Source organism: Streptomyces sp. NPDC014861 (genome assembly GCF_043081625.1).
Classification (GTDB): domain Bacteria; phylum Actinomycetota; class Actinomycetes; order Streptomycetales; family Streptomycetaceae; genus Streptomyces.
In genome coordinates, this window is sequence record NZ_JBIBWV010000030.1 from 24133 (window position 1) to 49310 (window position 25178).

General features: G+C 73.4%; 22 protein-coding genes. 10 read left to right on the top strand and 12 right to left on the bottom strand.

Features of this window, described 5'->3' with window-relative positions; all coding sequences use genetic code 11:
* Position 1: 1 nt before the first annotated feature.
* A complete protein-coding gene (locus tag ACF1BN_RS34350; protein ID WP_392335501.1) occupies positions 2–1018 on the top strand; it encodes a glycoside hydrolase family 26 protein in 1017 nt (338 codons plus the stop codon).
* On the opposite strand, the gene ACF1BN_RS34355 is transcribed toward ACF1BN_RS34350, so the two are convergent.
* Both ACF1BN_RS34355 and ACF1BN_RS34360 read right to left on the bottom strand, forming a co-directional pair.
* Complete coding sequence (locus ACF1BN_RS34355) at positions 984–1580, bottom strand: TetR family transcriptional regulator (RefSeq protein WP_392335502.1); 597 nt, start codon at positions 1578–1580, stop codon at positions 984–986. The two genes, ACF1BN_RS34350 and ACF1BN_RS34355, sit on opposite strands and share 35 nt — an antisense overlap.
* 17 nt (positions 1581–1597) lie before the next feature.
* Entirely contained in the window at positions 1598–2296 is a 699-nt protein-coding gene (locus ACF1BN_RS34360) for a hemolysin III family protein (RefSeq protein WP_392335503.1), read from the bottom strand.
* A 197-nt stretch (positions 2297–2493) separates the two neighbouring features.
* On the opposite strand from ACF1BN_RS34360, the gene ACF1BN_RS34365 reads away from it, so the two are divergent.
* A complete protein-coding gene (locus ACF1BN_RS34365) occupies positions 2494–4311 on the top strand; it encodes a phosphoenolpyruvate carboxykinase (GTP) (protein WP_392335504.1) in 1818 nt (605 codons plus the stop codon).
* 102 nt (positions 4312–4413) lie between these two features.
* On the opposite strand, the gene ACF1BN_RS34370 is transcribed toward ACF1BN_RS34365, so the two are convergent.
* From ACF1BN_RS34370 to ACF1BN_RS34395, 6 genes are all read right to left on the bottom strand, one after another.
* Positions 4414–5028 (bottom strand): hypothetical protein, encoded by a 615-nt coding sequence (locus ACF1BN_RS34370; RefSeq protein ID WP_392335505.1) that lies wholly within the window; start codon positions 5026–5028, stop codon positions 4414–4416.
* On the bottom strand, positions 5015–6613 hold the full coding sequence (locus ACF1BN_RS34375) for a substrate-binding domain-containing protein (RefSeq protein WP_392335506.1): 1599 nt from the start codon (positions 6611–6613) through the stop codon (positions 5015–5017). The genes ACF1BN_RS34370 and ACF1BN_RS34375 overlap by 14 nt, the downstream gene beginning before the upstream one ends.
* Positions 6610–7866: a toxic anion resistance protein gene (locus ACF1BN_RS34380; RefSeq protein WP_392335507.1), complete on the bottom strand. Its 1257-nt coding sequence runs from the start codon at positions 7864–7866 to the stop codon at positions 6610–6612. Before ACF1BN_RS34380 ends, ACF1BN_RS34375 begins: the two co-directional genes overlap by 4 nt.
* Positions 7863–8987, bottom strand: a complete 1125-nt coding sequence (locus ACF1BN_RS34385) for a hypothetical protein (RefSeq protein WP_392335508.1) — start codon at positions 8985–8987, stop codon at positions 7863–7865. Before ACF1BN_RS34385 ends, ACF1BN_RS34380 begins: the two co-directional genes overlap by 4 nt.
* Before the next feature lie 141 nt (positions 8988–9128).
* A complete protein-coding gene (locus ACF1BN_RS34390) occupies positions 9129–9518 on the bottom strand; it encodes a hypothetical protein (RefSeq protein WP_392335509.1) in 390 nt (129 codons plus the stop codon).
* 192 nt (positions 9519–9710) lie between these two features.
* The gene (locus ACF1BN_RS34395) at positions 9711–10922 is read right to left on the bottom strand and encodes a pyridoxal phosphate-dependent aminotransferase (RefSeq protein ID WP_392335510.1); all 1212 of its coding nucleotides are present in this window, start codon (positions 10920–10922) and stop codon (positions 9711–9713) included.
* A gap of 160 nt (positions 10923–11082) precedes the next feature.
* Here ACF1BN_RS34395 and mptB point away from each other — a divergent pair, with 160 nt between their 5' ends.
* Positions 11083–12489, top strand: a complete 1407-nt coding sequence (mptB, locus tag ACF1BN_RS34400) for a polyprenol phosphomannose-dependent alpha 1,6 mannosyltransferase MptB (RefSeq protein ID WP_392335511.1) — start codon at positions 11083–11085, stop codon at positions 12487–12489.
* Here the strand turns inward: mptB and ACF1BN_RS34405 are convergent.
* Both ACF1BN_RS34405 and ACF1BN_RS34410 read right to left on the bottom strand, forming a co-directional pair.
* Positions 12486–14108: an amidohydrolase family protein gene (locus tag ACF1BN_RS34405; protein ID WP_392335512.1), complete on the bottom strand. Its 1623-nt coding sequence runs from the start codon at positions 14106–14108 to the stop codon at positions 12486–12488. The genes mptB and ACF1BN_RS34405 overlap by 4 nt on opposite strands.
* 45 nt (positions 14109–14153) lie before the next feature.
* Complete coding sequence (locus ACF1BN_RS34410) at positions 14154–15422, bottom strand: amino acid deaminase (protein WP_392335513.1); 1269 nt, start codon at positions 15420–15422, stop codon at positions 14154–14156.
* Positions 15423–15648: 226 nt separating this feature from the next.
* Between ACF1BN_RS34410 and ACF1BN_RS34415 the strand changes: the two genes are divergently transcribed.
* The 4 genes from ACF1BN_RS34415 to ACF1BN_RS34430 are packed head-to-tail and all read left to right on the top strand — an operon-like array spanning position 15649 to position 18475.
* Positions 15649–16698, top strand: coding sequence for a sugar kinase (locus ACF1BN_RS34415; protein WP_392335514.1), 1050 nt, complete (start codon positions 15649–15651; stop codon positions 16696–16698).
* On the top strand, positions 16695–17471 hold the full coding sequence (locus tag ACF1BN_RS34420; protein ID WP_392335515.1) for an IclR family transcriptional regulator: 777 nt from the start codon (positions 16695–16697) through the stop codon (positions 17469–17471). The genes ACF1BN_RS34415 and ACF1BN_RS34420 overlap by 4 nt, the downstream gene beginning before the upstream one ends.
* Positions 17464–17874, top strand: a complete 411-nt coding sequence (locus ACF1BN_RS34425; protein WP_392335566.1) for a RidA family protein — start codon at positions 17464–17466, stop codon at positions 17872–17874. Before ACF1BN_RS34420 ends, ACF1BN_RS34425 begins: the two co-directional genes overlap by 8 nt.
* 43 nt (positions 17875–17917) lie before the next feature.
* Positions 17918–18475 (top strand): hypothetical protein, encoded by a 558-nt coding sequence (locus tag ACF1BN_RS34430; RefSeq protein ID WP_392335516.1) that lies wholly within the window; start codon positions 17918–17920, stop codon positions 18473–18475.
* A gap of 24 nt (positions 18476–18499) precedes the next feature.
* On the opposite strand, the gene ACF1BN_RS34435 is transcribed toward ACF1BN_RS34430, so the two are convergent.
* Together ACF1BN_RS34435 and ACF1BN_RS34440 are read right to left on the bottom strand one after the other, a co-directional pair.
* Positions 18500–19843, bottom strand: coding sequence for a M14 family metallopeptidase (locus ACF1BN_RS34435; protein ID WP_392335517.1), 1344 nt, complete (start codon positions 19841–19843; stop codon positions 18500–18502).
* A 264-nt stretch (positions 19844–20107) separates the two neighbouring features.
* Complete coding sequence (locus ACF1BN_RS34440) at positions 20108–21832, bottom strand: chitinase (protein WP_392335518.1); 1725 nt, start codon at positions 21830–21832, stop codon at positions 20108–20110.
* A gap of 341 nt (positions 21833–22173) precedes the next feature.
* Here ACF1BN_RS34440 and ACF1BN_RS34445 point away from each other — a divergent pair, with 341 nt between their 5' ends.
* The 3 genes from ACF1BN_RS34445 (at position 22174) to ACF1BN_RS34455 (ending at position 25178) form a co-directional block, all read left to right on the top strand.
* On the top strand, positions 22174–23028 hold the full coding sequence (locus ACF1BN_RS34445) for a hypothetical protein (protein WP_392335519.1): 855 nt from the start codon (positions 22174–22176) through the stop codon (positions 23026–23028).
* Positions 23029–23198: 170 nt separating this feature from the next.
* Positions 23199–23909 (top strand): Flp pilus assembly protein CpaB, encoded by a 711-nt coding sequence (cpaB, locus tag ACF1BN_RS34450; protein ID WP_392335520.1) that lies wholly within the window; start codon positions 23199–23201, stop codon positions 23907–23909.
* 9 nt (positions 23910–23918) lie between these two features.
* A complete protein-coding gene (locus ACF1BN_RS34455; protein ID WP_392335521.1) occupies positions 23919–25178 on the top strand; it encodes a CpaE family protein in 1260 nt (419 codons plus the stop codon).

Below are 25178 nucleotides of genomic sequence, written 5' to 3' on the forward strand. Positions count from 1 at the left end.
CGTGACCCGGTCCTCCACGTGGCCGCGGGCCGCACTCCTGGTGCTGCTCGCGGCCGCTCTCGCGCTCCTGCTGGTGCCCGAGCGGCTCGCGCCCGGCGAGCGGCACACCGGCGCCCGGGCCGCGCCCGATCCCGTACCGCCGCCGGAGGTGGCCTCCGGCTTCTTCACCGGCTCCGACGAGGAGGGGGTGCGGCGGATCTCCGGGGTGGAGGCATGGCTCGGCGGCGGCGAGCTGCGGGTCGGACACACCTATCTGCCGGGCGACCGGTGGTCCAACATCGAGGGGCATCCGGCGCTCTTCGCGCCCTGGGCGCGGTGGAAGGCCGAGCGGCCGGGGCGGCTCTTCGTGCTGAACGTGCCGATGATGGACCGCAACGAGGCCGGGCTGACCGACGCCGAGGTGCGCGCCGGGCTGCGGCGCGGCGCGGCCGGGGACTTCGACGGGCACTTCAGGACGCTGGGCGGGCGGCTGGTGGAGCACGGCCTCGGGGACGCGGTCCTGGTGCTCGGCTGGGAGATGAACGGCACCACGTACGGGCACCGCTGCGGTCCCGACCCGGCGGCCTGGAAGGCGTACTGGCGGTCGGCGGTCGGCGCGCTGCGCGGGGTGGCGGGCCAGCGCTTCCGCTTCGACTTCACGCCGAGCCGCGGCCGGGACGCGGTGCCGTGGCCGGAGTGCTACCCGGGGGACGACGTCGTCGACATCATCGGGATGGACGCCTACGACCAGCCCGCCGGGGTCACCTTCGAGGAGCAGGTGAGCGAGGAGTACGGGCTCGCGCACCACGTGGCCTTCGCCCGGGCGCGCGGCAAGCCGGTCTCGTACCCGGAGTGGGGACTCTTCCGGAACGGGGACAACCCGGCGTACGTGCGGGGGATGCTCGAATGGTTCGCCGCCTACCGGCCGGTCTACCAGACGGTGACCGACTACTGCCCGCACGGGGTGTGGGGGTGCGCGGACAATCCGCGCTCGGCCGAGGTGGTCAGGGGCGCGCTGGGAGCGCCGGCCCGGCCTTGAGGGTGTCGACGGTGCGGTGCAGCAGCGCCATCAGATCCTCGGTGAGGCCGCGTTCCGCCCAGTAGAGGGTGGCCTCGCGGAGCGCGCCGAGGACGGCCGCGGTGAAGACCCGTACCTCCAGGTCGTCGGGGGCGCGGCCGGTGCGGTCGGCGAGGGCGCGGGCGAGCCGGCGGCCGGTCTCGGCGGTGGTCTCGGTGAGCCGGGCGCGGACGGCGGGCGTGCCGGCCATCAGCCGGGCGCGGAGCCGGATCTCCTCCGGGTCGGCCTCCAGGGCGGTGCCGATCGCCTCGGTGAGGACGGCGCGGAGCGATTCGAGCGGGTCCTCACCGGCGGGGCGGGCGCGCAGCAGCGCTTCCAGGCGCTCGTCGTTGTCGTCGGTGAGGACGATGTCCTCGCGGACGGGGAAGTAGCGGACGACGGTGGAGGGGGAGACCTCCGCCTCTGCGGCGATGCGCTCGATGGTGGCCGCCTCCCAGCCGTGGGCGGCGGCGATGCGGCGCGTGGCCCGGCGGATGTCCGCCCGGGTCCGTTCCTTCTTCCGTTCCCTCAGGCTCTGGGACATGGGGTCGTCCTGCCTGGTCAGGACTGGTAGGCGACGAGCGAGATGCCGACGTAGTGGACGATGAACGCGGCCAGGGTCAGCGAGTGGAAGACCTCGTGGAAGCCGAACCAGCGCGGGGACGGGTTGGGGCGCTTCATGCCGTAGATGATCCCGCCGGCGCTGTAGAGGAGCCCGCCCACGATGACGAGGACCAGGACGGCGATGCCGCCGGTCCGCATGAAGTCGGGGAGGAAGAAGACGGCGGCCCAGCCCATCGCGATGTAGCAGGGGGTGTACAGCCAGCGGGGGGCGCCGACCCAGAAGACGCGGAAGGCGATGCCGGCGAGCGCGGCGGCCCAGACCGCCCACATGAGCGGCTTCGCGGTGGAGTCCGGGAGCAGCAGCAGGGTGAGCGGGGTGTAGGTGCCCGCGATGATCAGGAAGATGTTGGCGTGGTCGAGGCGGCGCAGGACGGCCTCGCCGCGCGGGCCCCAGTCGCCGCGGTGGTACAGCGCGCTGATGCCGAAGAGCAGGCAGGCGGTGAGGACGTAGATCCCGCAGGCGATGCGGGCGCGGGGGGTGTCCGCGAGGGCGACCAGGACCAGGCCGGCGACGATCACGGCGGGGAACATGCCCGCGTGCAGCCAGCCTCTGAGCCGTGGCTTGATCGGGAGCGACGGGGTCAGGGCGGTCGTAACGGGCTCGACCGGGGTGACGTCCGGCGTGGCTGCAGTCATGACACCGAATCGTACCTACGGCCCCGTAGGTCCTCGATATGAGTGGCGATGCTCACGTGTGCACCCCCCTGGACATATGGGCGTTCTCGGCGGATGATCAAATGAGTGCGGTCGGCACCGGATGAGCAGCTACGACGCATCCGGGTCGCAGCCCCCACGGGGCATACAGCGAACAAACCCCTCTACAAGGAGCAATCGTGGCGCGCGACAACGCGGCTCCCCTTCCCACCCAGCACCAGGAGCTCGTCTCCTGGGTGAACGAGATCGCAGAGATCACCCAGCCGGACAGCATCGTCTGGTGCGACGGCTCCGAGGCCGAGTACGAGCGCCTGTGCGAGGAGCTCGTCGCCAAGGGAACGTTCACGAAGCTCGACCCGGTGAAGCGCCCGAACTCGTACTACGCCGCCTCCGACCCGACCGACGTCGCGCGCGTCGAGGACCGGACCTTCATCTGCTCCGAGAAGGAGGAGGACGCGGGCCCGACCAACCACTGGAAGGCCCCGGCCGAGATGAAGGAGCTCTTCGCGGGCTCCCAGGGCATCTTCCGCGGCTCCATGAAGGGCCGCACCATGTACGTGGTCCCCTTCTGCATGGGCCCGGTCGGCTCCCCGCTCTCCGCCATCGGCGTCGAGATCACCGACTCCGCGTACGTCGCGGTCTCCATGCGCACCATGACCCGCATGGGTCAGGCCGTCCTCGACGAGCTCGGCACCGACGGCTTCTTCGTCAAGGCCGTCCACACCCTCGGCGCCCCCCTCGCGGAGGGCCAGGAGGACGTGCCATGGCCGTGCAACTCCACCAAGTACATCTCGCACTTCCCGGAGACCCGCGAGATCTGGTCCTACGGCTCCGGCTACGGCGGCAACGCGCTCCTCGGCAAGAAGTGCTACGCCCTGCGCATCGCCTCCGTCATGGCCCGTGACGAGGGCTGGCTCGCCGAGCACATGCTCATCCTCAAGCTCACCCCGCCGCAGGGCGAGGCGAAGTACGTCGCCGCCGCCTTCCCGTCGGCCTGCGGCAAGACCAACCTCGCCATGCTGGAGCCGACGATCCCCGGCTGGACGGTCGAGACCATCGGCGACGACATCGCCTGGATGCGCTTCGGCGAGGACGGCCGCCTCCGCGCCATCAACCCCGAGGCCGGCTTCTTCGGCGTCGCCCCCGGCACCGGCGAGCACACCAACGCCAACGCCATGAAGACCCTCTGGGGCAACTCCGTCTTCACCAACGTCGCGCTCACCGACGACGGCGACGTCTGGTGGGAGGGCATGACCGAGGACGAGCCCAAGCACCTCACGGACTGGAAGGGCAACGACTGGACGCCGGAGTCCGCGACCCCGGCCGCCCACCCGAACGCCCGCTTCACCGTTCCGGCCGCCCAGTGCCCGACGATCGCCCCCGAGTGGGAGGACCCCAAGGGCGTCCCGATCTCCGCGATCCTCTTCGGCGGCCGCCGCGCCTCCGCCGTACCGCTGGTCACCGAGTCCTTCGACTGGAACCACGGCGTCTTCCTCGGCGCCAACGTGGCCTCCGAGAAGACCGCCGCCGCCGAGGGCAAGGTCGGCGAGCTGCGCCGCGACCCCTTCGCGATGCTGCCCTTCTGCGGCTACAACATGGGCGACTACATGGCCCACTGGGTCAAGGTCGGCGCCTCCGCGGACGCCGCCAAGCTGCCGAAGATCTACTACGTCAACTGGTTCCGCAAGAACGACGCCGGCCAGTTCGTGTGGCCCGGCTTCGGCGAGAACAGCCGCGTCCTCAAGTGGATCGTCGAGCGCCTCGACGGCAAGGCCGAGGGCGTCGAGACCCCCATCGGCGTCCTGCCGACCAGGGACTCCCTCGACACCGACGGCCTGGACCTGGCCGACGAGGACCTGGAGTTCCTGCTCACCGTCGACAAGGACGTGTGGCGCGAGGAGGCCGGCCTGGTCCCCGCGCACCTGGAGACCTTCGGCGAGCACACCCCGAAGGAGCTGTGGGACGAGTACAAGGCGCTGGTCGCGCGCCTGGGCTGATCCCGCAGCACCACCGAGACTCGTGGTGGGCTGCCCCGACATTCCGCCCTGACCAGTGGGGTCACGACGGTTCACCACGACGCATCCGGCCCCGGAGCCCCCTCAGGCTCCGGGGCCGGCGCAACTCCCCGGCCCCCGGTCCTCCAGGTAGCGGGTGTGCGCCCGCTGGCGGAGTTCCTCCGCCTCCTGGAGGGCCGCGGCGATCCCGCCGGCCTCCTCGCGCAGTGCCGCCAGCTGCCGCTCCAGATGCCGCTCGGGCGGCTCGGAGCCCGGATTCACCCGGGACCACCAGCGGGTCCGCACGAAGGCGTCGACCGCCTCCGGCACGTCCTGCCGCACCGCGCGCGCCAGCACGCGCAGATGCTCCGGGTCGCTGACCCAGCCCGGCTCCAGCAGCGCCTCGACGAGCGCGTCCAGTTCGTCGAGCCGCTCCCGCGCCGCCTCCGGCAGCTCCACCTCCGCCAGGTACTCCCGCAGGGTCGCGTGGTCCGCGCGCAGCGACTCCAGCTGCTCGTCGGTGCTCGGGAAGTCCGGGGCGTCCGGCCGCTCGGGCGGGGCGATCAGCGCGCCCGCGCCGTACAGCCCCAGGACCACCAGCGGCCACAGGCCGCCGGCCGCGCCGGTCAGGCCGATGCCGAGACCGGCCAGGCCGCAGACGCAGCCCGTCAGGTTCTTGCGGGACTCCGCGTAGCGGAGCACCGGGTTACTGGTAGCCACGGATCTCCTCGAAGGCGCCGTTCAGGGAGCCCTCCGCCGACTCGAAGAGCCTGCCGCCGGTCAGGTCGGCGATGTGTTCCAGCTCCTCCCGGTCGGAGTCGCCGAAGAGGATCGGGAAGACCGGGGTGCGCCGCTGCTCGGCGGGGAGGGCGGCGAAGAAGGCGTCGAAGTCGCCGGCGGGCATCCCGTCGGTGTTCTCGCCGTCGGTCATGAGCACGACCGAGGTGAAGGTGTCGCGGGGGGCCGCGCCCAGGCTGCGGTACGCCTCCGTGAGGCTGGAGTAGACCGCCGTGCCGCCGGAGGCGGACAGCTTCCCCGCGTCGGCCCGGATCGCGTCCCTCGCCCGCGCCGGGTCCGCCGGGTCCACCGTGTACGTCCGCACCTCGCTGGTCTTCACGGAGCTGCCGAAGGGCATCAGGGTGACCTCCTCGCGGTCCCGGAAGTCCCCGGTCAGCTCGACCAGCGCCTCCTTCAGCCGGTCCAGCCGCTCACCGCCCATCGACCCGGAGGTGTCCAGGACGTAGACCGTGCGGGAGGGCCTGCGGAGTGTGTTGTCGTACGCGTCGAGCAGGCCGTCCGCGACGGACCGGCTGCCCGGGAAGGGCAGTTCGCGCCGCAGGCCGCGGTCGAGCCGGGGCGACGGGGCCACTCCCGCGACCACCGGGCGGCGCAGGGTGGTCTCGGTGATCCGGCGCTGCGCCTCGGGGGTGCGGAGCCAGGTGGTGAGCCGCTGGGCGGTCTCCTTCGCCCCGGCGGAGGCCGCGGTGAGGAGGGTGAGCGGGTAGTCGGCGGTGACCACGCCGTCGGAGGGGCGGATCACGGTGAGCGCGCCGGGCGCGGAGAGCAGCACCGACTCGTAGTTGACGAGCGCGTCGACGTCCTCGCGCCGGCCGTAGGCGGTGGCGAGCCAGCCGGAGGACCCGGAGGTGAGCTTCTGGCCGGTGAAGAACTCGCGGAGCTTCGGCGTCGCCTTCCGCACGTCGCCGTCGCTGAGCGCGGACTGGGCGCCGGAGAGCCCCGAGGCGACCGAGACCAGCGCGGCGAAACCGGAGTTGGAGCGTTTCGGGTCGGTCATGCCGTATGTGAGCTTGCCGGCGGCGACCGCCTGGTGGAGCTGTGACCAGGTGACCTTCCCCGGGTCCCAGCCGAGCCGGGTGACGGCCTCGGGGCGGACGCCGAGCGCCACCGGGGAGGTCATCACGGGCGTCTCGTTGGTGATCCGGCGGGCGGTGTCGGGGCGGAGCCTGAGGTAGTCGTTGGAGGAGAGCCAGACGGCGTCGTACTCCTTCTCGGCCCGGCCCGAGGCGATCTGCTCGACGGCGTCGAGGGTGCCCGCGTACGTGGCGCGGACGGTGACGCCGGTGGCCTTGCGGGCCTCCTCCAGGACCGGTGCCATGTCGGCGAGTTCGGAGGAGGCGAGGACCCGCAGGGTGCCGGGGGCGGCGGGTGTGCCGTCCCTCCTGTCGAACTGCTCGCCGGTGCCGCCGGCCGAGTTGTCGACCGTGCCGCAGGAGCCGGCGGTGGAGGTGAGGAGGAGGGTGAGCGCGAGACCCGCCAGCAGGCGGTGCAGGGTGCGGCCTCTCATGCCGGGGAACCGCCTTCCAGTGCGCCGGTGCGCCGGCTGCGGTCCACGTGGGCGCTCGCTTCCCGGAGTTCGCCCGTGAGGGAGGAGACCGTCGCGGCCATCGCCTCGGTCGCCCGGACCTTGTAGGTGTCGATGGCGTCGAGCGTGCGGTAGATCTGCTGGAAGGCGGTGCGCAGGGTCTCGGCGCCGACCGCGGGGTCGGCGGCGATCCGCTGGATCTCGCCGGCCTGGGTGGACAGCATCTCGGCGTTGCCCCTGATCAGGTCCTCGGTGGTCGCGCGCAGCACGCCGACCTGCTCGGCGACCTTGCGCTGATCGTCCAGGGCGGAGGCGAGCATGACCGCGATCCGCAGCGCCGACAGGGTCGTCGTCGCGGCCCGGTCCACCCCCTTGACCAGCTCGTCGTTGTTCCGCCGGACCACGTCCATCGCCAGGTACCCCTGGGCGCAGACGGCGAGCTGGGTGAGCAGGTCCTGGTGCTTCTGGCGGACCGGGAAGAGGACGTCGGCGCGGAGCGCGTCGGCCTGCGCCGGGTCGCCGGTGCCCGCGATCCGCTGCTCCACCGCCGCGTCGAGGGCCTCGGTGAGGACGGCGAACTCCTGGAGCTTGCCCATGGTCTCCCAGAGCCGGGCGCGCTCGGTCTGCAAGGCGGCGTTGTCGCGCCGGAGTTCGTCCTGGCCGCCGCGGAGCGAGCCGACGATCCGGTTGAGGGTGGCCTGCGAGGAGGCGTACTTCGCCACGTGGTCGCGGAACCTGCTGCCGCCGGGCAGCTTCGCCAGGAGGCGCCGGGCACCCCTGGCGGGGGCGTCGCGCGGGTCGAGGTCCTCGACGGTGCGGCGCAGCTCCACCAGGGAGGTGCCGACGCGGGCCGAGGCGTCGCCGCCGCCCCTGCCGAGGGAGCGGACCGTGCGGTCCAGCATCCGGTTGGACTGCTGGGCGGCGGCCCGCATCTCGCCGGAGCCGAGCGAGGCGATCTCGCCGATACGGCCGGCGAACTCGGGGGAGCGCGGGTCGAGTCCGGCGAGCGAGCCGACGTACTCCTCGGCGCGGCGGGACATCTCCGCGCGCACCGACTCGTCCAGCGGCACGAGGCCGGAGGCCTGCTCGGCGCGGATCGCGGGGGGCGGCGCGGGCGGGGTGAGGACGAGCGGGGTGTCGTGCTCGGGCGGGGTCAGGACGAAGGTGCCCTCGGGCGGCCCGGCGTACGGGTTCCGGGGCTGCCCGCCGGAACGCGGGTCGGTGTGCTCGGTCATGCGGTGCCCCCCTGGTCACGGGCCCGCCGCGCCATGTCGCGCAGCACCGCGCCGGTCGGCACGGGTGCCTGGCGGACCCCGGTCAGTGTCTGGTTCAGGTATTCGCCGTGCTTGCCGGTGGCCTCGGTGAACTCGGGCGAGGCGCCCTGCGGCCGGAAGCCGTGCCGGACGGCGAGGCGGCGCAGCTCCGGGTCCTCGGCGAGCAGCCGGCCCAGCTCCTTGCCGCCCTCGCTGAGCGGGACGAGGGTGTGGTCGCTGTTGACCGTGGTGTCCGGGTAGAGCACGACGAGGTCGCCCATCGGCCGGCCGGCGATGAGCTGGGCGGCGACCTGCGACTCGTACACGAGCACCAGCGGGTTGCCGACTCCGCTCACGAAGTCCCGGAAGGGCGCGTCGGAGCTGGTCTGCTGGGCGCCCTGCACCTGGGTCAGCTTGCGCAGCAGCGGGGCGGTGCGGCCGACGGCCTCCTTGCCGTCGGCGACCCGTCCGCCGTCGGCGACGTAGCTCGCGGCGGCGAGGTAGAGCGCGCCGGAGTTGGAGGCCACCGGGTCGGTGGAGGTGATGAAGAGGGTGCCGCTCAGTTCGGCGTGCCGTTCGGCGCCCTTGAGCTGCCGCCAGCCGCGGTCGGCGCGGACGGCGGCCAGGTAGGCGTCCATCTTCAGGATGCCGCTGGTGCCCCGGGTGCCGAGGGTGGCCAGGCCGTTGCCGGCGAGGACGCGGGCGGCGTTGCTGTGCGCGACCACGACCAGCGGCGAGTAGAAGGGGCGCAGGGGTGCGGCGACGGCCTTGTCGGGGGCGTCGGCGCGCAGTTCGTCGGCCGGTCCCTTCGAGGACGGGAACGCGAAGTCGTATCCCTTGAGGGGGAGTTGCTCCATGTCCCAGGACCCCGAGGTCTCGGTCCGCACGGTGAGGCCCTTGGCTCGCAGGGCCTCCACGACGTCGGGATCGGCGAAGAACTCGCTCTTCTCCGACCCGATGACTCCTCGCACGGTCTTCGTCGCCGTGCCCTTGTCCTGATCGCCGCCCGTCACGAGGACGACGGCCACGCCGCCGAGGAGCAGGACGGCCAGGACGATTCCCAGAATGCGTCTCACGCGGGCAGAGTGCTCGCGGAAACCCACATTCCAGGGCGAGTTGGGTGGACGGGGGGTGAAGGAGCGATCCCGGTAGGGAACCGGAGGAGGACCCGCCGGAACGGGCCGGTGGCGCCCGGGTGGAGGGCGCCCGGGTCGCGCGGTTCGTGCCGCGCGGCCCGGGGCCGTCTAGGGGGCGGCGACCAGGGAGTCGCCGGTCAGCGCCGCGGTGTGCGCGTCCATCCGCTCCGCCGCGAGGATCGCGGCGGCGGTGTCCGCGCGGGAGGCGGCGACGACCAGCGCGCGGCCCGCGAGCGCGTGCGCCTTGCGGTGCAGGGTCTCGGGGGAGGCGCCGCTCAGTCCGGCGTGGCGGGCGGGCGGCGCGCCGCGCAGGCGGGCCACCTCCCGGGCGATCAGCTCGCCGCCCTCGTCGTCGCCGAGCTCGTCGGTCACGGCGAGCAGGGCGGAGAGGTGGCCGGCGAGCTGGATGTCCAGCTCCTCCTCGCGGGAGCGGTGCGGGTATGCGCCGGGGTCGCCGGCCGTCGTGTGCACCGACTTGGCGCGGATCGGTTCGTACATGGGGACGGCCTCCTGACTGCTCGGAGACCAGCCTAGCTTAGATTCTGTCTAAAGTTGATTCCGGTCCGATTCAAGGGCGGGTCAAGAACGGAGGGGGCGGTTCAGCGTCGACCGCGAGGGGCGGTCCCGTGCCGGCACCGAGGGTCCGGGGCCGGCTCCGGCGGTTCGGGCCCGGGTCCGAGGGCGCGCGGTTCAGGGCTGGCTGTAGCCGTCCAGGAAGCGGCCGATCCGGGTCACCGCGTCCGTGAGGTCCGCCACCGACGGCAGCGTCACGATCCGGAAGTGGTCCGGCTCGTGCCAGTTGAAGCCCGTCCCGTGCACCACCATGATCTTCTCGGCCCGCAGCAGGTCCAGGACCATCTGCCGGTCGTCCTTGACCTTGTAGACGTTCGGGTCGAGGCGCGGGAAGAGGTACAGCGCGCCCTTCGGCTTCACGCAGGTGACGCCCGGGATCGAGGTCAGCAGCTCGTACGCCGTGTTCCGCTGCTCCAGGAGCCGGCCGCCCGGCAGGACCAGGTCCTCGATCGACTGCCGCCCCTGGAGCGCGGCGGCCACCGCGTGCTGGGCCGGCATGTTCGCGCACAGGCGCATGTTGGCGAGGATCGTCAGCCCCTCGATGTACGAGGACGCGTGGTGCTTCGGACCGCAGACCGCGAGCCAGCCGGAGCGGAAACCGGCCACCCGGTAGTTCTTGCTCATGCCGTTGAAGGTGAGGCAGAGCAGGTCGGGGGCGATCGCGGCGGTCGGGGTGTGGGTCGCCCCGTCGTAGAGGATCTTGTCGTAGATCTCGTCCGAGCAGACGACCAGGCCGTGGCGGCGGGCGATCTCGGTGAGCGAGCGGAGCGTCTCGTCGTCGTAGACGGCGCCCGTCGGGTTGTTCGGGTTGATGATCACGATCGCCTTGGTGCGGTCGGTGATCTTCCGCTCGATGTCCGCGAGGTCCGGCATCCAGTCCGACTGCTCGTCGCAGCGGTAGTGCACGGCGGTACCGCCCGCGAGGGAGACCGAGGCCGTCCACAGGGGGTAGTCCGGGGCCGGCACGAGGACCTCGTCGCCGTCGTCGAGCAGCGCCTGCATCGACATCTGGATGAGCTCGGAGACGCCGTTGCCGAGGTAGATGTCCTCGACGGAGAGGTGGATGCCCTTGGTCTCGTAGTGGCTCATCACCGCGCGGCGGGCCGCGAGGAGGCCCTTAGCGTCGCCGTACCCGTGCGCCTCCGAGAGGTTCCGGAGGACGTCCTCCAGGATCGCGGGCGGGCACTCGAAGCCGAAGGCGGCCGGGTTGCCGGTGTTGAGCTTGAGGATGCGATGACCCGCGGCTTCGAGCCGCATCGCCTCTTCGAGCACCGGACCGCGGATTTCGTAACAGACGTTGGCGAGCTTCGTGGACTGGATCACCTGCATGACGAGAGCTTACGGCGGGGGCGGGGGGAGTGCGGCGTGTTCTGGGCCACGTCGGGGGTGGCGCGGGGCGGAGCGGCCGCCGTCGCCGCGGCCGCGGTGACGGCGGTGGAGCCGGACCGCGGGGCCGGGGGCCGGGGCGGGCGGGGTAGGTTGGCTGGTCATGTGGGTGGTGAGTGCTTCCGGGTGCCGGTGGCTGGGCGCGGCGGGGTCGCTCGCCGTGGCCGTGGGCGGGTACGCCGCGGGCGCGCTGCCCGTCATCGGCGGGGGCCCGCTGTGGTCCCCCCGGGCGAGCGGCGCCGAGACCGCCGGCGCCGTCCTGGCGGCCCTCGGTCTCACCCTGCTCGTCGCCGCCTGGTGGCGGTACGGCGTGCTGCTCGCCCGCGGGGCGGCCGGCGGCGCGCTCGGCACGCTCACCGCCTGGGCCGCGCCCCTGCTCCTCGCGCCACCGCTGCACAGCGCCGACGTGTACAGCTACATCGCGCAGGGCGCGATGGTCCTGGAGGGGTACGACGTCTACGACGCCGGGCCCTCGGCGCTCCGCCCCGACCAGCTCGGGGCCGACGCGGCCGCGAGCGTCGGCGGGAACTGGACCGACACCCCCGCCCCGTACGGTCCCGCCTTCCTCCTCCTCGCCGAGGCGGTCGTCCGGCTGACCGGCGGGGCCGTCGTCCCGGCCGCCCTGCTGTTCCGGCTGGTCGCGGTCGGATCGCTCGCCCTGATCGTCTGGGCCGTCCGGGGCTTCGGGCGCGGCGACGGGGCCCTCTGGCTCGCCGCGCTCAACCCGCTGCTCCTCGTCCACGTCGTCGGCGGCGTGCACAACGACGGGCTCATGATCGGACTCATGCTCGCCGGCGTGCTGCTCGCCGTGCGCGGCCGGTGGGTCCTCGGCAGCGTGCTCGTCGGCTGCGCCGTGATGGTGAAGTCGCCGGCCGCCGTCGCGCTGCTCTTCATCGCGGTGATCGTCGCCCGGCGGGGCACCCTCCTGAAGGGGCTGCTGCCCCCGGCCGTCGCCGGCGCGGTGGCCGCCGGCGCGAGCCTGCTCTCCGGCACCGGCTTCGGCTGGCTGGGGACGCAGTCCGTGGCCGGGGCCATCCACACCCCGCTCTCACTCACCAGTGACCTCGGCCTCGCGCTCGGCACGCTCGTCGCGGACGACCCCGAGCCGGTCAAGGGCGTGGTGCAGCAGCTGGGACTGCTCGCCGCCGCGGTGATCATCGCGGTCCTGGCCCTGCGCGCGTACCGGGGGCGGATCGACCCCGTCCTCGGGCTCGGGTACGGGCTCGTCGCGCTGGTCGCGCTCTCGCCGATGGTGCAGCCCTGGTACCTGCTGTGGGGCACGGCCGTCGTCGCGGCCGTCGCCTGGCACAGCCGGGCCGGTCAGGTGCTCGCCGTGTTCTCGGCGGCGCTCGTCTACGAGACCCAGCCCGCCGGCCACACCCCCTGGTACGGCTTCGCCGCCGCCGGGCTCGTCCTCGCGATCGGCCTCCTGTGGCTCCGCCGGGAGCGGTGGCCGGCCCCCGCCCCGCCGGCACCGCTCCCGACGACCGCCCGGCCGGCCGGACCCTAGAGCCGGTCGGCCTGGAACGGCGTCCGCCGGATCGCCCGGCCCGCCAGGATGTCCGTGCGGCGCCCGTCCTCGATCACGAAACGCCCGTCGACGAGCACGTGCGGGATGCCGGTGGGCAGGGTGCGCGGGGCGTCGTACGTGGCTCCCGCCGCGACCGTCGCCGGATCGAGGAGCACCAGGTCCGCCACGTACCCCTCCCGCACGAGCCCCCGGTCGGGGAGGCGCAGCCGGGCCGCCGGGCGCGAGGTCAGATGGGCCACGCACTCCTCCAGGGAGAGCACGCCCTCCTCGCGCACATAGCGGCCCAGGTACTCCGGGAAGGTGCCGTAGGCGCGCGGATGCGGCTTGGCGCCCTGGAGGATGCCGTCCGAGCCGCCCGTGTGCACCCGGTGGCGCATGATCGCCCGGACGTTCTCCTCGTGCCCGACGTGCTGGAGGATCGTCGAGCCGAGACGGTCGGCCAGGAGCAGCCCGCGCGCCTCCGCCCAGGAGGTGAGGCGCCGCCCGACCCGGTCCGTCAGGGACGGGTCCGCGGTCCCCGAGATCTCGATCGTCGACCAGTCGACCGGCACCCCGTGGCAGCCGTCCGAGCCGGTCACCTCCAGGTCGTGCCGGATCCGCTCCGCCGTCGTCCCGTCCGCGAGCCGCCCGAGGACCGCCTCCGGGCCGCCCTCCTGCGCCCACGAGGGCAGCAGCGCGAGCAGGGTCGTGCACCCGGGGGTGTAGGGGTACGTGTCGAGGCTGATGTCGCCGCCCGCGTCCAGCGCCCGGTCGAGGAGGGCCAGCAGCTCCGGCGCCCGGCCCTCGTTCTCCCCGAAGTTCATGGTGGCGTGGGCGAGGTGGAGGGCGCAGCCCGCCTCCCGGGTGAGCGCGATCATCTCCTCGTAGGCGCGCAGCGCCCCCGCCCCGTAGCTGCGGTGGTGCGGGCAGTAGTAGCCGCCGTGCGCCGCCACCACCCGGCACAGCTCGGTCAGCTCGGCGTCGGGGGCGTACATCCCGGGGGTGTACGTCAGGCCGGAGGACATGCCGACCGCGCCCTGTTCCAGGCCCTCGGCGACCAGCCGGCGCATCCGGTCCAGCTCGGCGGGGGTCGCGGGCCGGTCGTCCCAGCCCATCGCGTACATCCGGACGGTGCCCTGCGGGACGAGGTAGGCGGCGTTCACCGCGATGCCCTCGCCGCCGTGGGCGCCGTCGAGCCGGTCCAGGTACTCGCCGACCGTCCGCCAGTCCAGGTCGACGGTCGTGTCGTCGGGGCCACCGCCGTTCCAGCCGACGATCGTCCGCCGGACCTCTTCCCGGGTGCGGTCGTCCACGGGCGCGTACGACAGGCCGTCCTGGCCCAGCACCTCCAGGGTCACGCCCTGCGCGGCCTTCGCGCTGTGGTCCGGGTCGCGGAGCAGCGCGAGGTCGCTGTGGGCGTGCATGTCGACGAAGCCGGGGCAGAGGACCAGGCCCTCCGCGTCCACGGAGCGGCGGGCGGCGGGCCGCTGGCAGCCGGCCGCCGCGGCCTCCTTCACGATCGACACGATCCGGCCCCCGGCCAGGGCCACGTCGGCCCGGTAGGAGGGGTCACCGGAGCCGTCGACCACCTCGGCGTCCCGGAAGACGAGATCCATCATCCTCTGTCCCCTGTCGGCAGGAAGGGCTGCGTCATCCCGGCCCCGTCAGAAGAAGGTGCGGACGTAGTCGACGACCGTGCCGTCCGCCTCGACCAGCGGGATGAGCTGCCACTTGTCGAAGGAGGTGCACGGGTGCGACAGGCCCATCCCCACCCAGTCGCCGACCTCCACGTCCGCGCCGTCCTCGGTGCGCAGCCAGGCGTGCTGGTCGGAGAGGCCGGTCACGCTCACCCCGTCGGCCGGGCGGATCTCCCCGGTCCGGGCGTCCCGCACCACCTGCGCCTCCGGCAGGTGCAGGTCGTACGCCGCGTCCCGCTTGCCCGCGTTGGTGAAGGCCTGCCCGGCGGACGGCCGCGACACCACCTGCGACCAGAGGCGGAACGCCGGCTGGAGGGCGCCCTCCTCGGGGATCCGGTTGAACGGCGTCTTCTCCCGGTACTGACCGTCGTCGTGCGAGACGTACGCGCCGGAACGCAGCAGCTTCAGGACGGGGCGGGAGAGCGCGGGGATCTCCGCGAAGACGTCGGCGACCGCGTCGAACCAGGCGCTGCCGCCCGCGCTCACCACGATCTCGTCCAGCTCCGGGGCGAACCGGCCGTCCTTGTCGAAGGCGGCGGCGAGCCCGGTGAGGCGGCGCAGCCAGCCGCGGACCGACTCCGCGTCGGCGCCCGGCACCTCGGCCTCGTACCCGGCGACGCCGACGAGCCGGAGGGTGGCGGTCGCGGCGATCGCGTCGGCGACCACCGCGCACTCCGCCTCGGTCCGGGCGCCGGTCCGGGCGCCCTCGCCCGCGCCCAGCTCCACGACCACGTCCAGCGGGCGCCGGGCCCCGGCCGCGCGCAGCGCCTCGTCCATCAGCTCGACCCCGCGCACCGAGTCGGCGTAGCAGACGAGCCGGAAGTCCGGGTGCGCGTCCAGCTCGGCGGAGAGCCAGCGCAGCGCCACCGGGTCGACGACCTCGTTGGCCAGGAAGATCCGGTCGACGCCGTGGGCGCGGTAGACCCGCACCTGGTGCGGGACGGCGGCCGTGATGCCCCAGGCGCCGTGCTCGATCTGGCGGTGGAGGAGGACGGGTGCCATCGAGGTCTTGCCGTGCGGGGCGAAGGCGAGGCCGTGCCGCTCGGCGTACTCCTCCAGGGCGCGCAGGTTGTGCGCGAGCGACTCGGCGGAGAGCGCGAGGACCGGAGTGGTGAAGCCGCCGGTGAAGAGGGAGCGGCGCTGGGCGGCGAGCTCGCCGACGGTCAGGCCGTCCGCGTCCGGCGGCAGGCCCTTGAAGCGGTGGTCGACGCGCTCGTCCGACAGGTCGGTCGGCATGATCCCTCCTCCAGGGTGTTGCATTGTATGCAACGTCCATTGCGTATATCGCTCATGGCTGTCTAACATCCGGGCCGAGGCCGGGTCAATGGACCCGACCTCCCGCAGCACCGCTGAACCGCAGAACGCAGCACCGCTGAACCGCAGAACGCAGCACCGCTGAACCGCAGAACGCAGCACCGCTGAACCGCAGACCCGTAGACCCGCAGACCGCAGGAGCGTGACCGTGGCCGGACCACCCCCCGAGGTCGTCTGCGTCGGCGAGTCCATGGTGACCTTCCTGCCCTCCAGGCCGGGCCGCCTCGCCGACGTCCCCGCCTTCACCCGCGCCATCGGCGGCGCCGAGTCCAACGTCGCCTGCGCCCTCGCCGCCGCCGGCCACCGCGCCCGCTGGGTCGGCCGGGTCGGCACGGACGGCTTCGGCGACCATCTGGTCGACACCATCGCAGCGTACGGAGTCGACGTCGGCGCCGTCCGCCGCGACCCGCACCGGCCCACCGGCGTCTACTTCCGCACCGACGCCGACCGCGCCACCGACGCCCACGAGGTCGTCTACTACCGGGCCGGCTCCGCCGCCTCCGCGATGGACCCCGACTCCGTCCCGTACGACACCGTCGCCGACGGCCGGATCCTCCACCTCACCGGCATCACCGCCGCGCTCTCGCCCGGCTGCCGGACACTGCTGCACGAGCTGACCGAGCCCCGCCCCGGCCGCCCGCTGGTCTCCTTCGACGTCAACCACCGGCCCACGCTCTGGCGCGACGACGCGGCCCCCGAGGTGCTGCGGAGGCTCGCCGCCCGCGCCGACCTCGTCCTCGTCGGCGCCGACGAGGCCGACCGGCTCTGGGGCACCGCGGACCCCGCCGCCGTCCGCGCCCTCCTGCCCGAGCCGGCCGTCCTGGTCGTCAAGGGCGGCGAGGGCCCCGCCGTCGCCTTCGAACGCCCCGGAGGAGGCGGGACGGCGCGGGAGGACGCCGTCACCACCGTCCCGGCACCCCGCGTCGACGTCCTCGCCTCCGTCGGCGCCGGGGACGGCTTCGCCGCCGGCTACCTCTCCGCCGTCCTCCGCGGACTCGGCGCCCGCGCCCGCCTCCGCCACGGCCACCTCGCCGCCGCCGCCGCCCTCACCGCCCCCGGCGACCTCGCCGCCCCACCCCGGCGCGCCCACGCCGACCGCCTCGCCGCCCTCGACGAGCGCGCCTGGGGGAGACTGCACCTCGGCCCCGGGTGGACGTCCGCCGGCACGGAGGCCGACGAGGAGGTACGTACCGGATGAGCCAGACCGTCGACCGCGCGCTCAGCATCCTGCCGCTGCTCGCGCAGGGCCCCGCCGACCTGGGCCAGGTCGCCGAGCGCCTCGGCGTGCACAAGTCCACCGCCCTGCGGCTTTTGCGCACCCTCCACGAGCACGGCCTCGTCTACCGCCAGGAGGACCAGCGCTACCGCCTCGGCGCCCGCCTCTTCGCCCTCGCCCAGGAGGCCGTCGAGAACCTCGACGTCCGCGAGATCGCCCACCCCCACCTCGCCGCCCTCAACGAGCGCACCGGGCACACCGTCCACCTCGCCGTCCACGAGGACGGCGAGGTCCTCTACATCGACAAGGTCGAGAGCCGCTACCCCGTCCGCATGTACTCGCGGATCGGCAAGCCCGTCGCGATCACCGTCGCCGCCGTCGCCAAGCTGCTCCTCGGCGACCTGCCCGAGCCCGAGCGGCGCGCCCTCGCCGCCAAGCTCGACTACCCCCGCTACACGCCCCGTTCGACCCCCGACGCCGCCGCCTTCCTCCAGGAGCTCGCGACCGTGCGGGAACAGGGCTGGGCCACCGACCTCGGCGGCCACGAGGAGTCCATCAACTGCGTCGCCGCCCCGATCCGCGGCGCCGACGGCCGGGTCGTCGCGGCCATGTCGGTCTCGGCGCCCAACGTCGTCGTCACCGCCGAGGAACTGCTCGCCCTGCTGCCGCTGGTGCGGCGCACGGCGGAGGCGATCAGCCACGACTACTCCGGCACCACCCCACCCAAGGAAGCAGAGGTCACCGATGATGAGTGAGAAGACCGCGATCACCCCCGCGACCCACACCGCCCCGCCCGCGAAGTTCTCGCACGGCGTCCGCAAGGGCAACATCCTCCAGGTCGCCGGGCAGGTCGGCTTCCTGCCGGCCGTCGAGGGGCAGCCGCCGACGCCGGCCGGCCCGACCCTGCGCGAGCAGACCCTCCAGACCTTCGCCAACGTCAAGGCGATCCTGGAGGAGGGCGGGGCGAGCTGGGACGACGTGATGATGATGCGCGTCTACCTCACGGACGTGGACCACTTCGCCGAGATGAACGCGCTCTACAACCAGTACTTCGAGGAGCAGGACCTCAAGGCCCCGCCCGCCGCCCGCACCACGGTCTACGTCGGGCTGCCCGCGGGACTCCTCATCGAGATCGACGCGCTCGCCGTCCTCGGCTGAGCCCGCTTGCCCCGCTCACAGGGGCGTCGGCCATACTGCCGCCGTGGAGCAGAGCAACGGACCCATACAGCAGCCCCTGCGCGCCGCTTCGGCCGACCCGGGCTTCATCCCCGGCCTCACGGGAGCGGCGAGCCCGTTCAAGGACGCCGTGCCCAGGGGCTCGGCCGAGGACGCGCCCCAGGACGCCGTGAAGGACGGCGACGTCCAGGACGCCGTTCCCGAGGCCGAGGACGCCGTCAAGGACGCCCCGGAGGCCGAGGAGGCGCCCGAGGCGTCCGAGGCCGCGGCCGACGGCCCGGCCCGGCCCGCGCCGGGTGACGGACCCTCCTTCGAGGCCGCCGACCGGCGCGGACGGATCGTCGCCGACGCCGAGGGCGTGCGGCTGAGCTACGACGAGGAGGCGTGCGAGTTCCGCTGGGACGAACTCGCCGCCGTCGAGAGCGGGAAGGGACGCTTCGGCAAGCGGTTCACCGTCACGGTGCACACCCCCGACCGGCGCTGGTACCCGATCGACATCGTGGCACCGGACAGGGGCCGCATCGCCGCGTGGGAGTCGGAGCTGGACGAGGTGCTGGACGCCTACTTCGACGAGACGGCCTGACACCCCGGGCGCTCCGGCGCCCGCTCAGCTCGCGCAGTACTGCGCCTGCTTGCCGATCGACCGGTACATGCAGTCCGCGTTCTCCAGGAGCTGGAGCACGGCGTCCCGGTTGCGGCTGGTCTCGCGCTCGATCACCTCGTCCGGCGGGTAGAAGCCGCCGCCCCCGGACGAGGCCGGGTACATCTCGAAGGTGTACCCGAAGATCTTGTGCGCGCCCCAGAGGTAGTCGTCGATCGACCCGTCGGTGATGTAGAGGTCGCTCGACTGCTCGGCGGTGTAGCCGTTGCTCGCCGCCATGCTCCGGCCGACCGCGGCGAAGGCGTTGCGGTCGTCCTGGGTCATGCCCGGCGCGGTGTCCGCGTACGTCCAGCCGAACGGCCACAGCACCAGCTCGCTGTACGTGTGGAAGTCGACGCCGGCCTTGATCTGCTGCTTGCCGCCGACGACCCGGGAGCGTACGAAGTCGGCGACGACCTTCACCTCGGGGGCGGACTCGGGGGCGGCGCCCCGGTAGGTGTCGGAGCTCTTGGAGCCGGAGGAGCCGCCGCAGCAGCCCCACTTGTAGTCCCAGTTCCGGTTCATGTCGGTGCCGATGGCCGAGGAGCCGGAGTTGGGCTGCCGGTTCTTGCGCCAGGTGCGGTAGGAGCCGGTGGCGATGTCGTACTCGCCGCCGTCCGGGTTGAGGTCCGGCACGATCCAGATCTCGCGCCCGTTCACGGCGTTGGTGACCCGGGAGTCGGAGCCGTACCCCGCGCCCAGCTCGCGCAGCAGGTAGAGCGCCATCTCGACGGTGAGGTGCTCGCGGGCGTGCTGGTGGTGGGTGAAGAGGACCTCCGGCTCGTTCTCGTCCACGGCCACGTTGTCGCTGATCTTGATGGCGACGATGTCACGGCCCTGGTAGCTCTTGCCGATGACCCGCTTGCTCATGATCGACGGGTAGGCCGCGAGCCGCTGGTCGATCTCCGCCGTCATCTCGGCGTAGTTGTGGTACCTGGCGTCGGCGGAGGGGAAGTCGAGCGGGCCGAGGGAGGACCGGACGGGCTCGCCCCGGTCCGGCGGCGCCGGGAGGGCGACCGTCTTGTAGCCGAGGGCCTTGAGCCGCTCCAGCTGCGGGCCGTCGGCGCTGACCACGACCGAACGGGCGTCGACCTCGTCGATCGAGACGCCGGTGGCGGCGAGCGCGGTGCGGGCGGCGGGGGTGGAGGGCCCGGCGATCTCGTACTGCCGGATCACCTCCTCGCCGCCCCGTGCGGCGGTCGGCGCGTCGGCGCCGGCGGGTGAGGTGAGGGCGGAGAGGGGCGCCGCGAGGGCGAGCGCCACGAGGGCCGCGAGGGTGGCGGACCTTCTGCCGCGTCGGGGACGTCGCATGGTGTCTCCTGGGTGGGGAGTGTGGGGGAGTGCGACAACAGGTGCGGGTGTCCGGGGCACATGGTGGCGCCATGTCATGCACGGGTCAAGGTGGGGGGTTCGGCCATGATCGGCCGTGTGCGGTCACGGTAGGCGACGCGCCCAGGGGACGCGGCGAGGCGCCGCCGGAAGACCGGCGACGCCTCGCGGGAAGGGTCCGTCAGGGTTACGGGCCCGTGGGGGGATCCGTCGGGACCGGGGTCCCGTGGGGGGATCCGCTGGGGGTTACGGGAGGCCGTGGACGTGCGGGCCGACCGCGTTCGACCAGGCGTTCCCGGCCGTCGCGTCCCAGTTGGTCGACCAGGTCATCGCGCCCCGCAGGGTCGGCCACGCCTGGGCGGGCTTGAAGGCGCCGCAGCCGGTCAGCTTCGTCAGGCAGTCGAGCGCGTTGTTCACGACCGACGGGGCGACGTAGCCGCTGCCCGCGCCCCGGGTGGAGGCGGGGACGCCCAGACCGACCTGGGACGGGTCGAGACCGCCCTGGATCTGGATGCAGGCCAGCGCGGTGAGGAAGTCCACCGAGCCCTGGCTGTAGACCTTGCCGTCGCAGCCCAGCATCGAACCGCTGTTGTAGTACTGGGTGTTGACGACCGTGAGGATGTCCTTCACGGCGAGCGCGAGCTTGAAGTACTCGGTGCCCGTGTTCTGCATGTCGATGGTCTGCGGAGCCATCGTCAGGACCATCTTCGGGCCCGCCAGGGCGGACAGCTGGCGCAGCGCCTTGGTCAGGTAGGTGGAGTTGATGCCGTGCTCGAGGTCGATGTCGACCCCGTTGAAGCCGTACTCCTGGAAGAGCGCGTAGGCGCTGTTCGCGAAGGCGGTGGCGCTGGCGTCACTGTTGATCGTGACGTTGCCCTTCTCGCCGCCGACCGAGATGATCACCGACTTGCCGGCCGCCTTCTTGGCCGCGATGTCGGCCTTGAAGTCGGCGACCGAGGTGTAGCCGACGGCCGGGTCCAGGTTGAAGACGATCTGGCCGGGCGTGGCCGTCGAGTCCGCGAAGGAGACCGCGATGATGTCGTAGGCGGCCTGGACGTCGCGCAGCTTCTGCTTGGTCGCGCCGTTGTCGAAGTTCTGCCAGTAGCCGGTGACCGCGTGCTTCGGGACGGCCGGGTTGTCCCCGCCGCCACCGCCGGTCTTCGCCGTACGGGCGCTGACGGCCGCGGACTTGGCGGACTCGCCCGCCGCGTTGGCGGCCGCGACCTGGAAGGAGTACGCGGTGTCGGCGGACAGGCCGGTCACCGTGGTGGAGTTGCCGGTCACGGTGGCGGCCAGCGTGCCGTCCCGGTAGACCTTGTAGCTCGTGGCACCGGAGACCGCGTTCCAGCTCAGCGGGACCGAGCTGGTCGTGGGGGTGCCCGCGGCGAGCCCGGCCGGGGTGGTCGGGACGACCGGGTCGGGGTCCTGGCCGCCGCCCCCGTCGGGCCCGAAGACGCTCACGTCGTCCACGAAGTAGGCGGAGGTGCCGTACCACCCGTGGGTGAAGATCTCGACCGAGGTCGTCGAGGCGCCGGTGGTGAAGGTGGTGGTCAGCTGCTTCCAGGACGGCGAGTCGGGCGTCCAGGTGGAGACGGTGCCGGTGCCGGTCCCGGTGCCGCTCGCGCCGAGGTAGGCGTAGCCGCCCTGCACCCAGGCGCTGAGCGTGTAGGTGGAGTTGGGCTTGACGGTCACGGTCTGCACGCACTTGGCGTTGTCGAGACCGGCGGGGCTCGCCTTGAGGGCGCCGGCCCCGGTGCGGGCCGGGGTGGCGACGGCGGTGCCGCTGCCGGCCGAGCAGGCCCAGTTGGCGAGGCCGTTCTCGAAGCCGGCGTTCCGGGCGTTGTTCACGTCCGCGGCGAGCGCCGTGCCGGTGCCGCCGACCAGGGCGAGCCCGGATCCGACGGCGAGCGCGAGCGCTCCGCCGAGCCAGCGACGCGCGGCCGGTCGGGTGGTGGTGCGGTCCACGTGCATCCTCCGGTGGGGGAGTCGGGAGCTGGAGGTGCCGTACGTCGTCGTACGGGGGGAACTGCGTCAGGTCAGGGGGTTCGGGAGGTGGCCACCGCCGTCGTCGCACCAAGTTGGTCCAGACCAATTGGGTTGTCAAGACCTCTGACACGGACCGCCCTCAACCGGACTCCCGGACTCCGGTGACAGGAAAGGGGGCGGGAGTTGACGGATTGTGTGTTCAGAACCCCGGTCCGCGTGGATAAGGTGCAGAACAGTCGTGATGTACGGCCCCCGGGGCCCGCGGGCCCGGAGGCCGGCCGGGCCGGGAAAGCCGGAGGGGGACGGGAAGGCGGGGGGATCACCACGTGCCGACAGCGATCGCGGTCACCGGCGCCGACCTCGTGCTGCCGCCCACCGACCCGGGGACCCCCAACGCCGCCGTGCTCGCCGACCCCGCCGCCCGCGGCCTCGACGACTCCGTCACCGAACTCCGCCGCCTCGTCGACCGCTTCGGTCACGTCGTCGTCATCTGCCCCGCCTCAGCCCCGCCCGCCGTCGCCCACCGCCTCCACACCGTCCGCGGCCTCCTGGAGAGCGACCGGATCGCCCTGGTCAGGACCGACCTCCCGCCGCTCGGCACCGCCGTCCTCGTCCGCCAGCTGCGCCAGCTCTCCGCCTGCGACTTCAGCCCCGGAGTCCTCGCCTCCGCCGCCCGGCTCCTCGCCCACTACATCTACGCGGGCGCCGTCCTCGGCTCCGTGTCCCGCCTCGACCGCGTCCCCGTCACCCTCGGCTCCCACCTCAAGAGCTGGCTCCCCGGCGCCCACTTCGCCGTCCTCGCCGGACCCACCCCCCGGATCGTCCGCGTCGGCACCGACGAGACCGCCTTCACCGGACCCGAGTTCACCACCCGCCTGCTGATCGCCCGCGGCCAGCTCGCCACCGAATGGCCCACCACCGACCTCGCCCCCCGCTGGTCCGTCGCGGGCCCCGTCGAGGAGACCGCCCTGCCCGCCGGATCCCCCGCCTGGTGGGGCACCCCCAAACTCGTCGAGTTCGCCGCGTACCTCCCCGACCTGCCCGTCCTCCACCAGCTCGTCGCCTCGGTCCGCCGCGAGACCTGTCACTGGTGCGGCATGGAACTCATCGGCGACCGCTGCGGCTTCTGCGCCGCCCCGCTCGCCGCCGCCCTCCCGGCCCAGGCCGGACCGCCCCGATGACGCCCGCCGACAGCCCGACGGCGCCCGCCGGCGACCTGACGGCACCCGCACCACCCCGCCGACGACCCGCCGGCGCCCGCCGGCGACCCGACGGCACCCGCACCACCCCGCCGACGACCCGATGACGACCCGATGAACCCGCCCCAGCCCCCGACCCAGGAAGACCGGCCATGAACTCCCGCCAGCGCCGCGGCGTCATCCTGCTGCTGCTCTCCGTCCTCTGCGCCCTCGGCGCCTTCGCCGGCGTCCTCGCGGTCATCAGCGACGTGAACGCCAAGGTCGGGCCGGAGACCACCGCGTACCGGGTCAAGCAGGACGTCAAGCCCTACGAGCGGCTGAGGGCGAGCGACTTCGAGAAGATCACCATGCCCGAGCGCTGGCTCTCCGGCACCGCCGTCACCGACCTCGCCCAGATCGACGGCAAGATCGCCGTCACCACCCTCAGGAAGGGCTCGCTCCTCCAGCGGGACATGATCGTCCCCCGCCCCGAACTCCGCCCCGGCGAGCAGGAGATCGCGATCATGATCGACGCCGCCACCGGCGTCGCGGGCAAGATCGACCCCGGCGCCACCGTCAACATCTACGCCACCTTCGCCGGCGACCAGAAGGGCGAACCCAGCCAGTCCAGGCTCCTCGTCGCCGCCGCCCGGGTCATCGACGTCGGCACCCTCAGCTCCATCAAGGCGAAGCGCGATTCCCGCACCGCCACCGAGGCCGTTCCCATCACCTTCGCCCTCTCCGCCCAGGACACCCAGCGCGTCGCCTACGCCGAATCCTTCGCGGAGCACGTACGCCTCGCGCTCGTCGCCCCCTCCGCCGACGGAGCGCCCGCCGCGCCCGCCCCGGGCGACCGCACCTACACGCTCGACAAGGACAAGTGAGGCCCGGCCATGCCCACCAGGATCCTGCCGGCCGTCGGCGACCCCGACGCCGCCCGGGCCGTCGCCACCCTCCTCGGCCAGCTCCCCGACGCCGAGCCCGCCCCGCCCGTCCCGGACTCCACCCAGCTCGTCGACGCCCTCGCCCGGCTCGCCGCCGAATCCCTCGACGCCCTCCCCGAGGTCGTCCTCGTCCACGAGCGGATCGGCCCCGTCCCCGCCCTCGACCTCGTCCGCGAGGTCGCCCTCCGCTTCCCCGCCGTCGGCGTCGTCCTCATCACCTCCGACTCCGGCCCCGGCGTGCTCTCCGCCGCCATGGACGCCGGCGCCCGCGGCCTCGTCCCCCTCCCGCTCGGCTACGAGGAACTCGCCGTCCGCGTCCAGGCGGCCGCCCAGTGGTCCGCCGGGTTCCGCCGCCACCTCGGCGGCGCCACCGCCGAACTCGTCGCGGGACCCGGCGGCACCGTCGTCACCGTCAGCGGCGCCAAGGGCGGCGTCGGCACCACCCTCACCGCCGTCCAGCTCGCCCTCGCCGCCCGCGCCGCCGGCCGCACCGTCGCCCTCGTCGACCTCGACCTCCAGAGCGGTGACATCGCCTCCTACCTCGACGTGCAGTTCCGCCGCTCCGCCGCCGACCTCGCCGCCATCAACGACATCTCGCCCCGCGTCCTCCAGGACGCCGTCTACGTCCACGAGACCGGCCTCTCCCTCCTCCTCGCCCCCGCCGAGGGCGAACGCGGCGAAGAGGTCACCGACCGCGCCGCCCGCCAGATCGTCAGCGCCCTGCGCGCCCGGCACGAGGTCGTCGTCGTCGACTGCGGCTCCCGCCTCGACAGCGCCAACGCCGCCGCCGTCGAACTGGCCGACACCGCCCTCCTCGTCACCACCCCCGACGTCATCGCCGTCCGCGCCGCCAAGCGCACCGTCCGCATGTGGGAACGGCTCCAGGTCCGCAAGGCCGAGGCGAGCATCGCCCTCGTGAACCAGTACGCCCGCTCCACCGAGATCCAGCCCGCACTCGTCCAGAAGATCACCGGCACCCGCATCGCCGGCGTCACCGTCCCCGCCGCCTACAAGGAGCTCCAGGCCGTCGTCGACGCCGGCCGCCTCCACGAACTCGACGCCCGCTCCACCGTCAAGCAGGCCCTCTGGACCCTCGCCGGCGAACTCGGCCTCACCGGCCCCCCGGCCCCCACCGCCCCCGGCAAGCAGCTCGCCCGCGCCGGCGACCGCGGATCGCTGGGGCTGCGCCGCCGCGGCGGAGGACGCTGA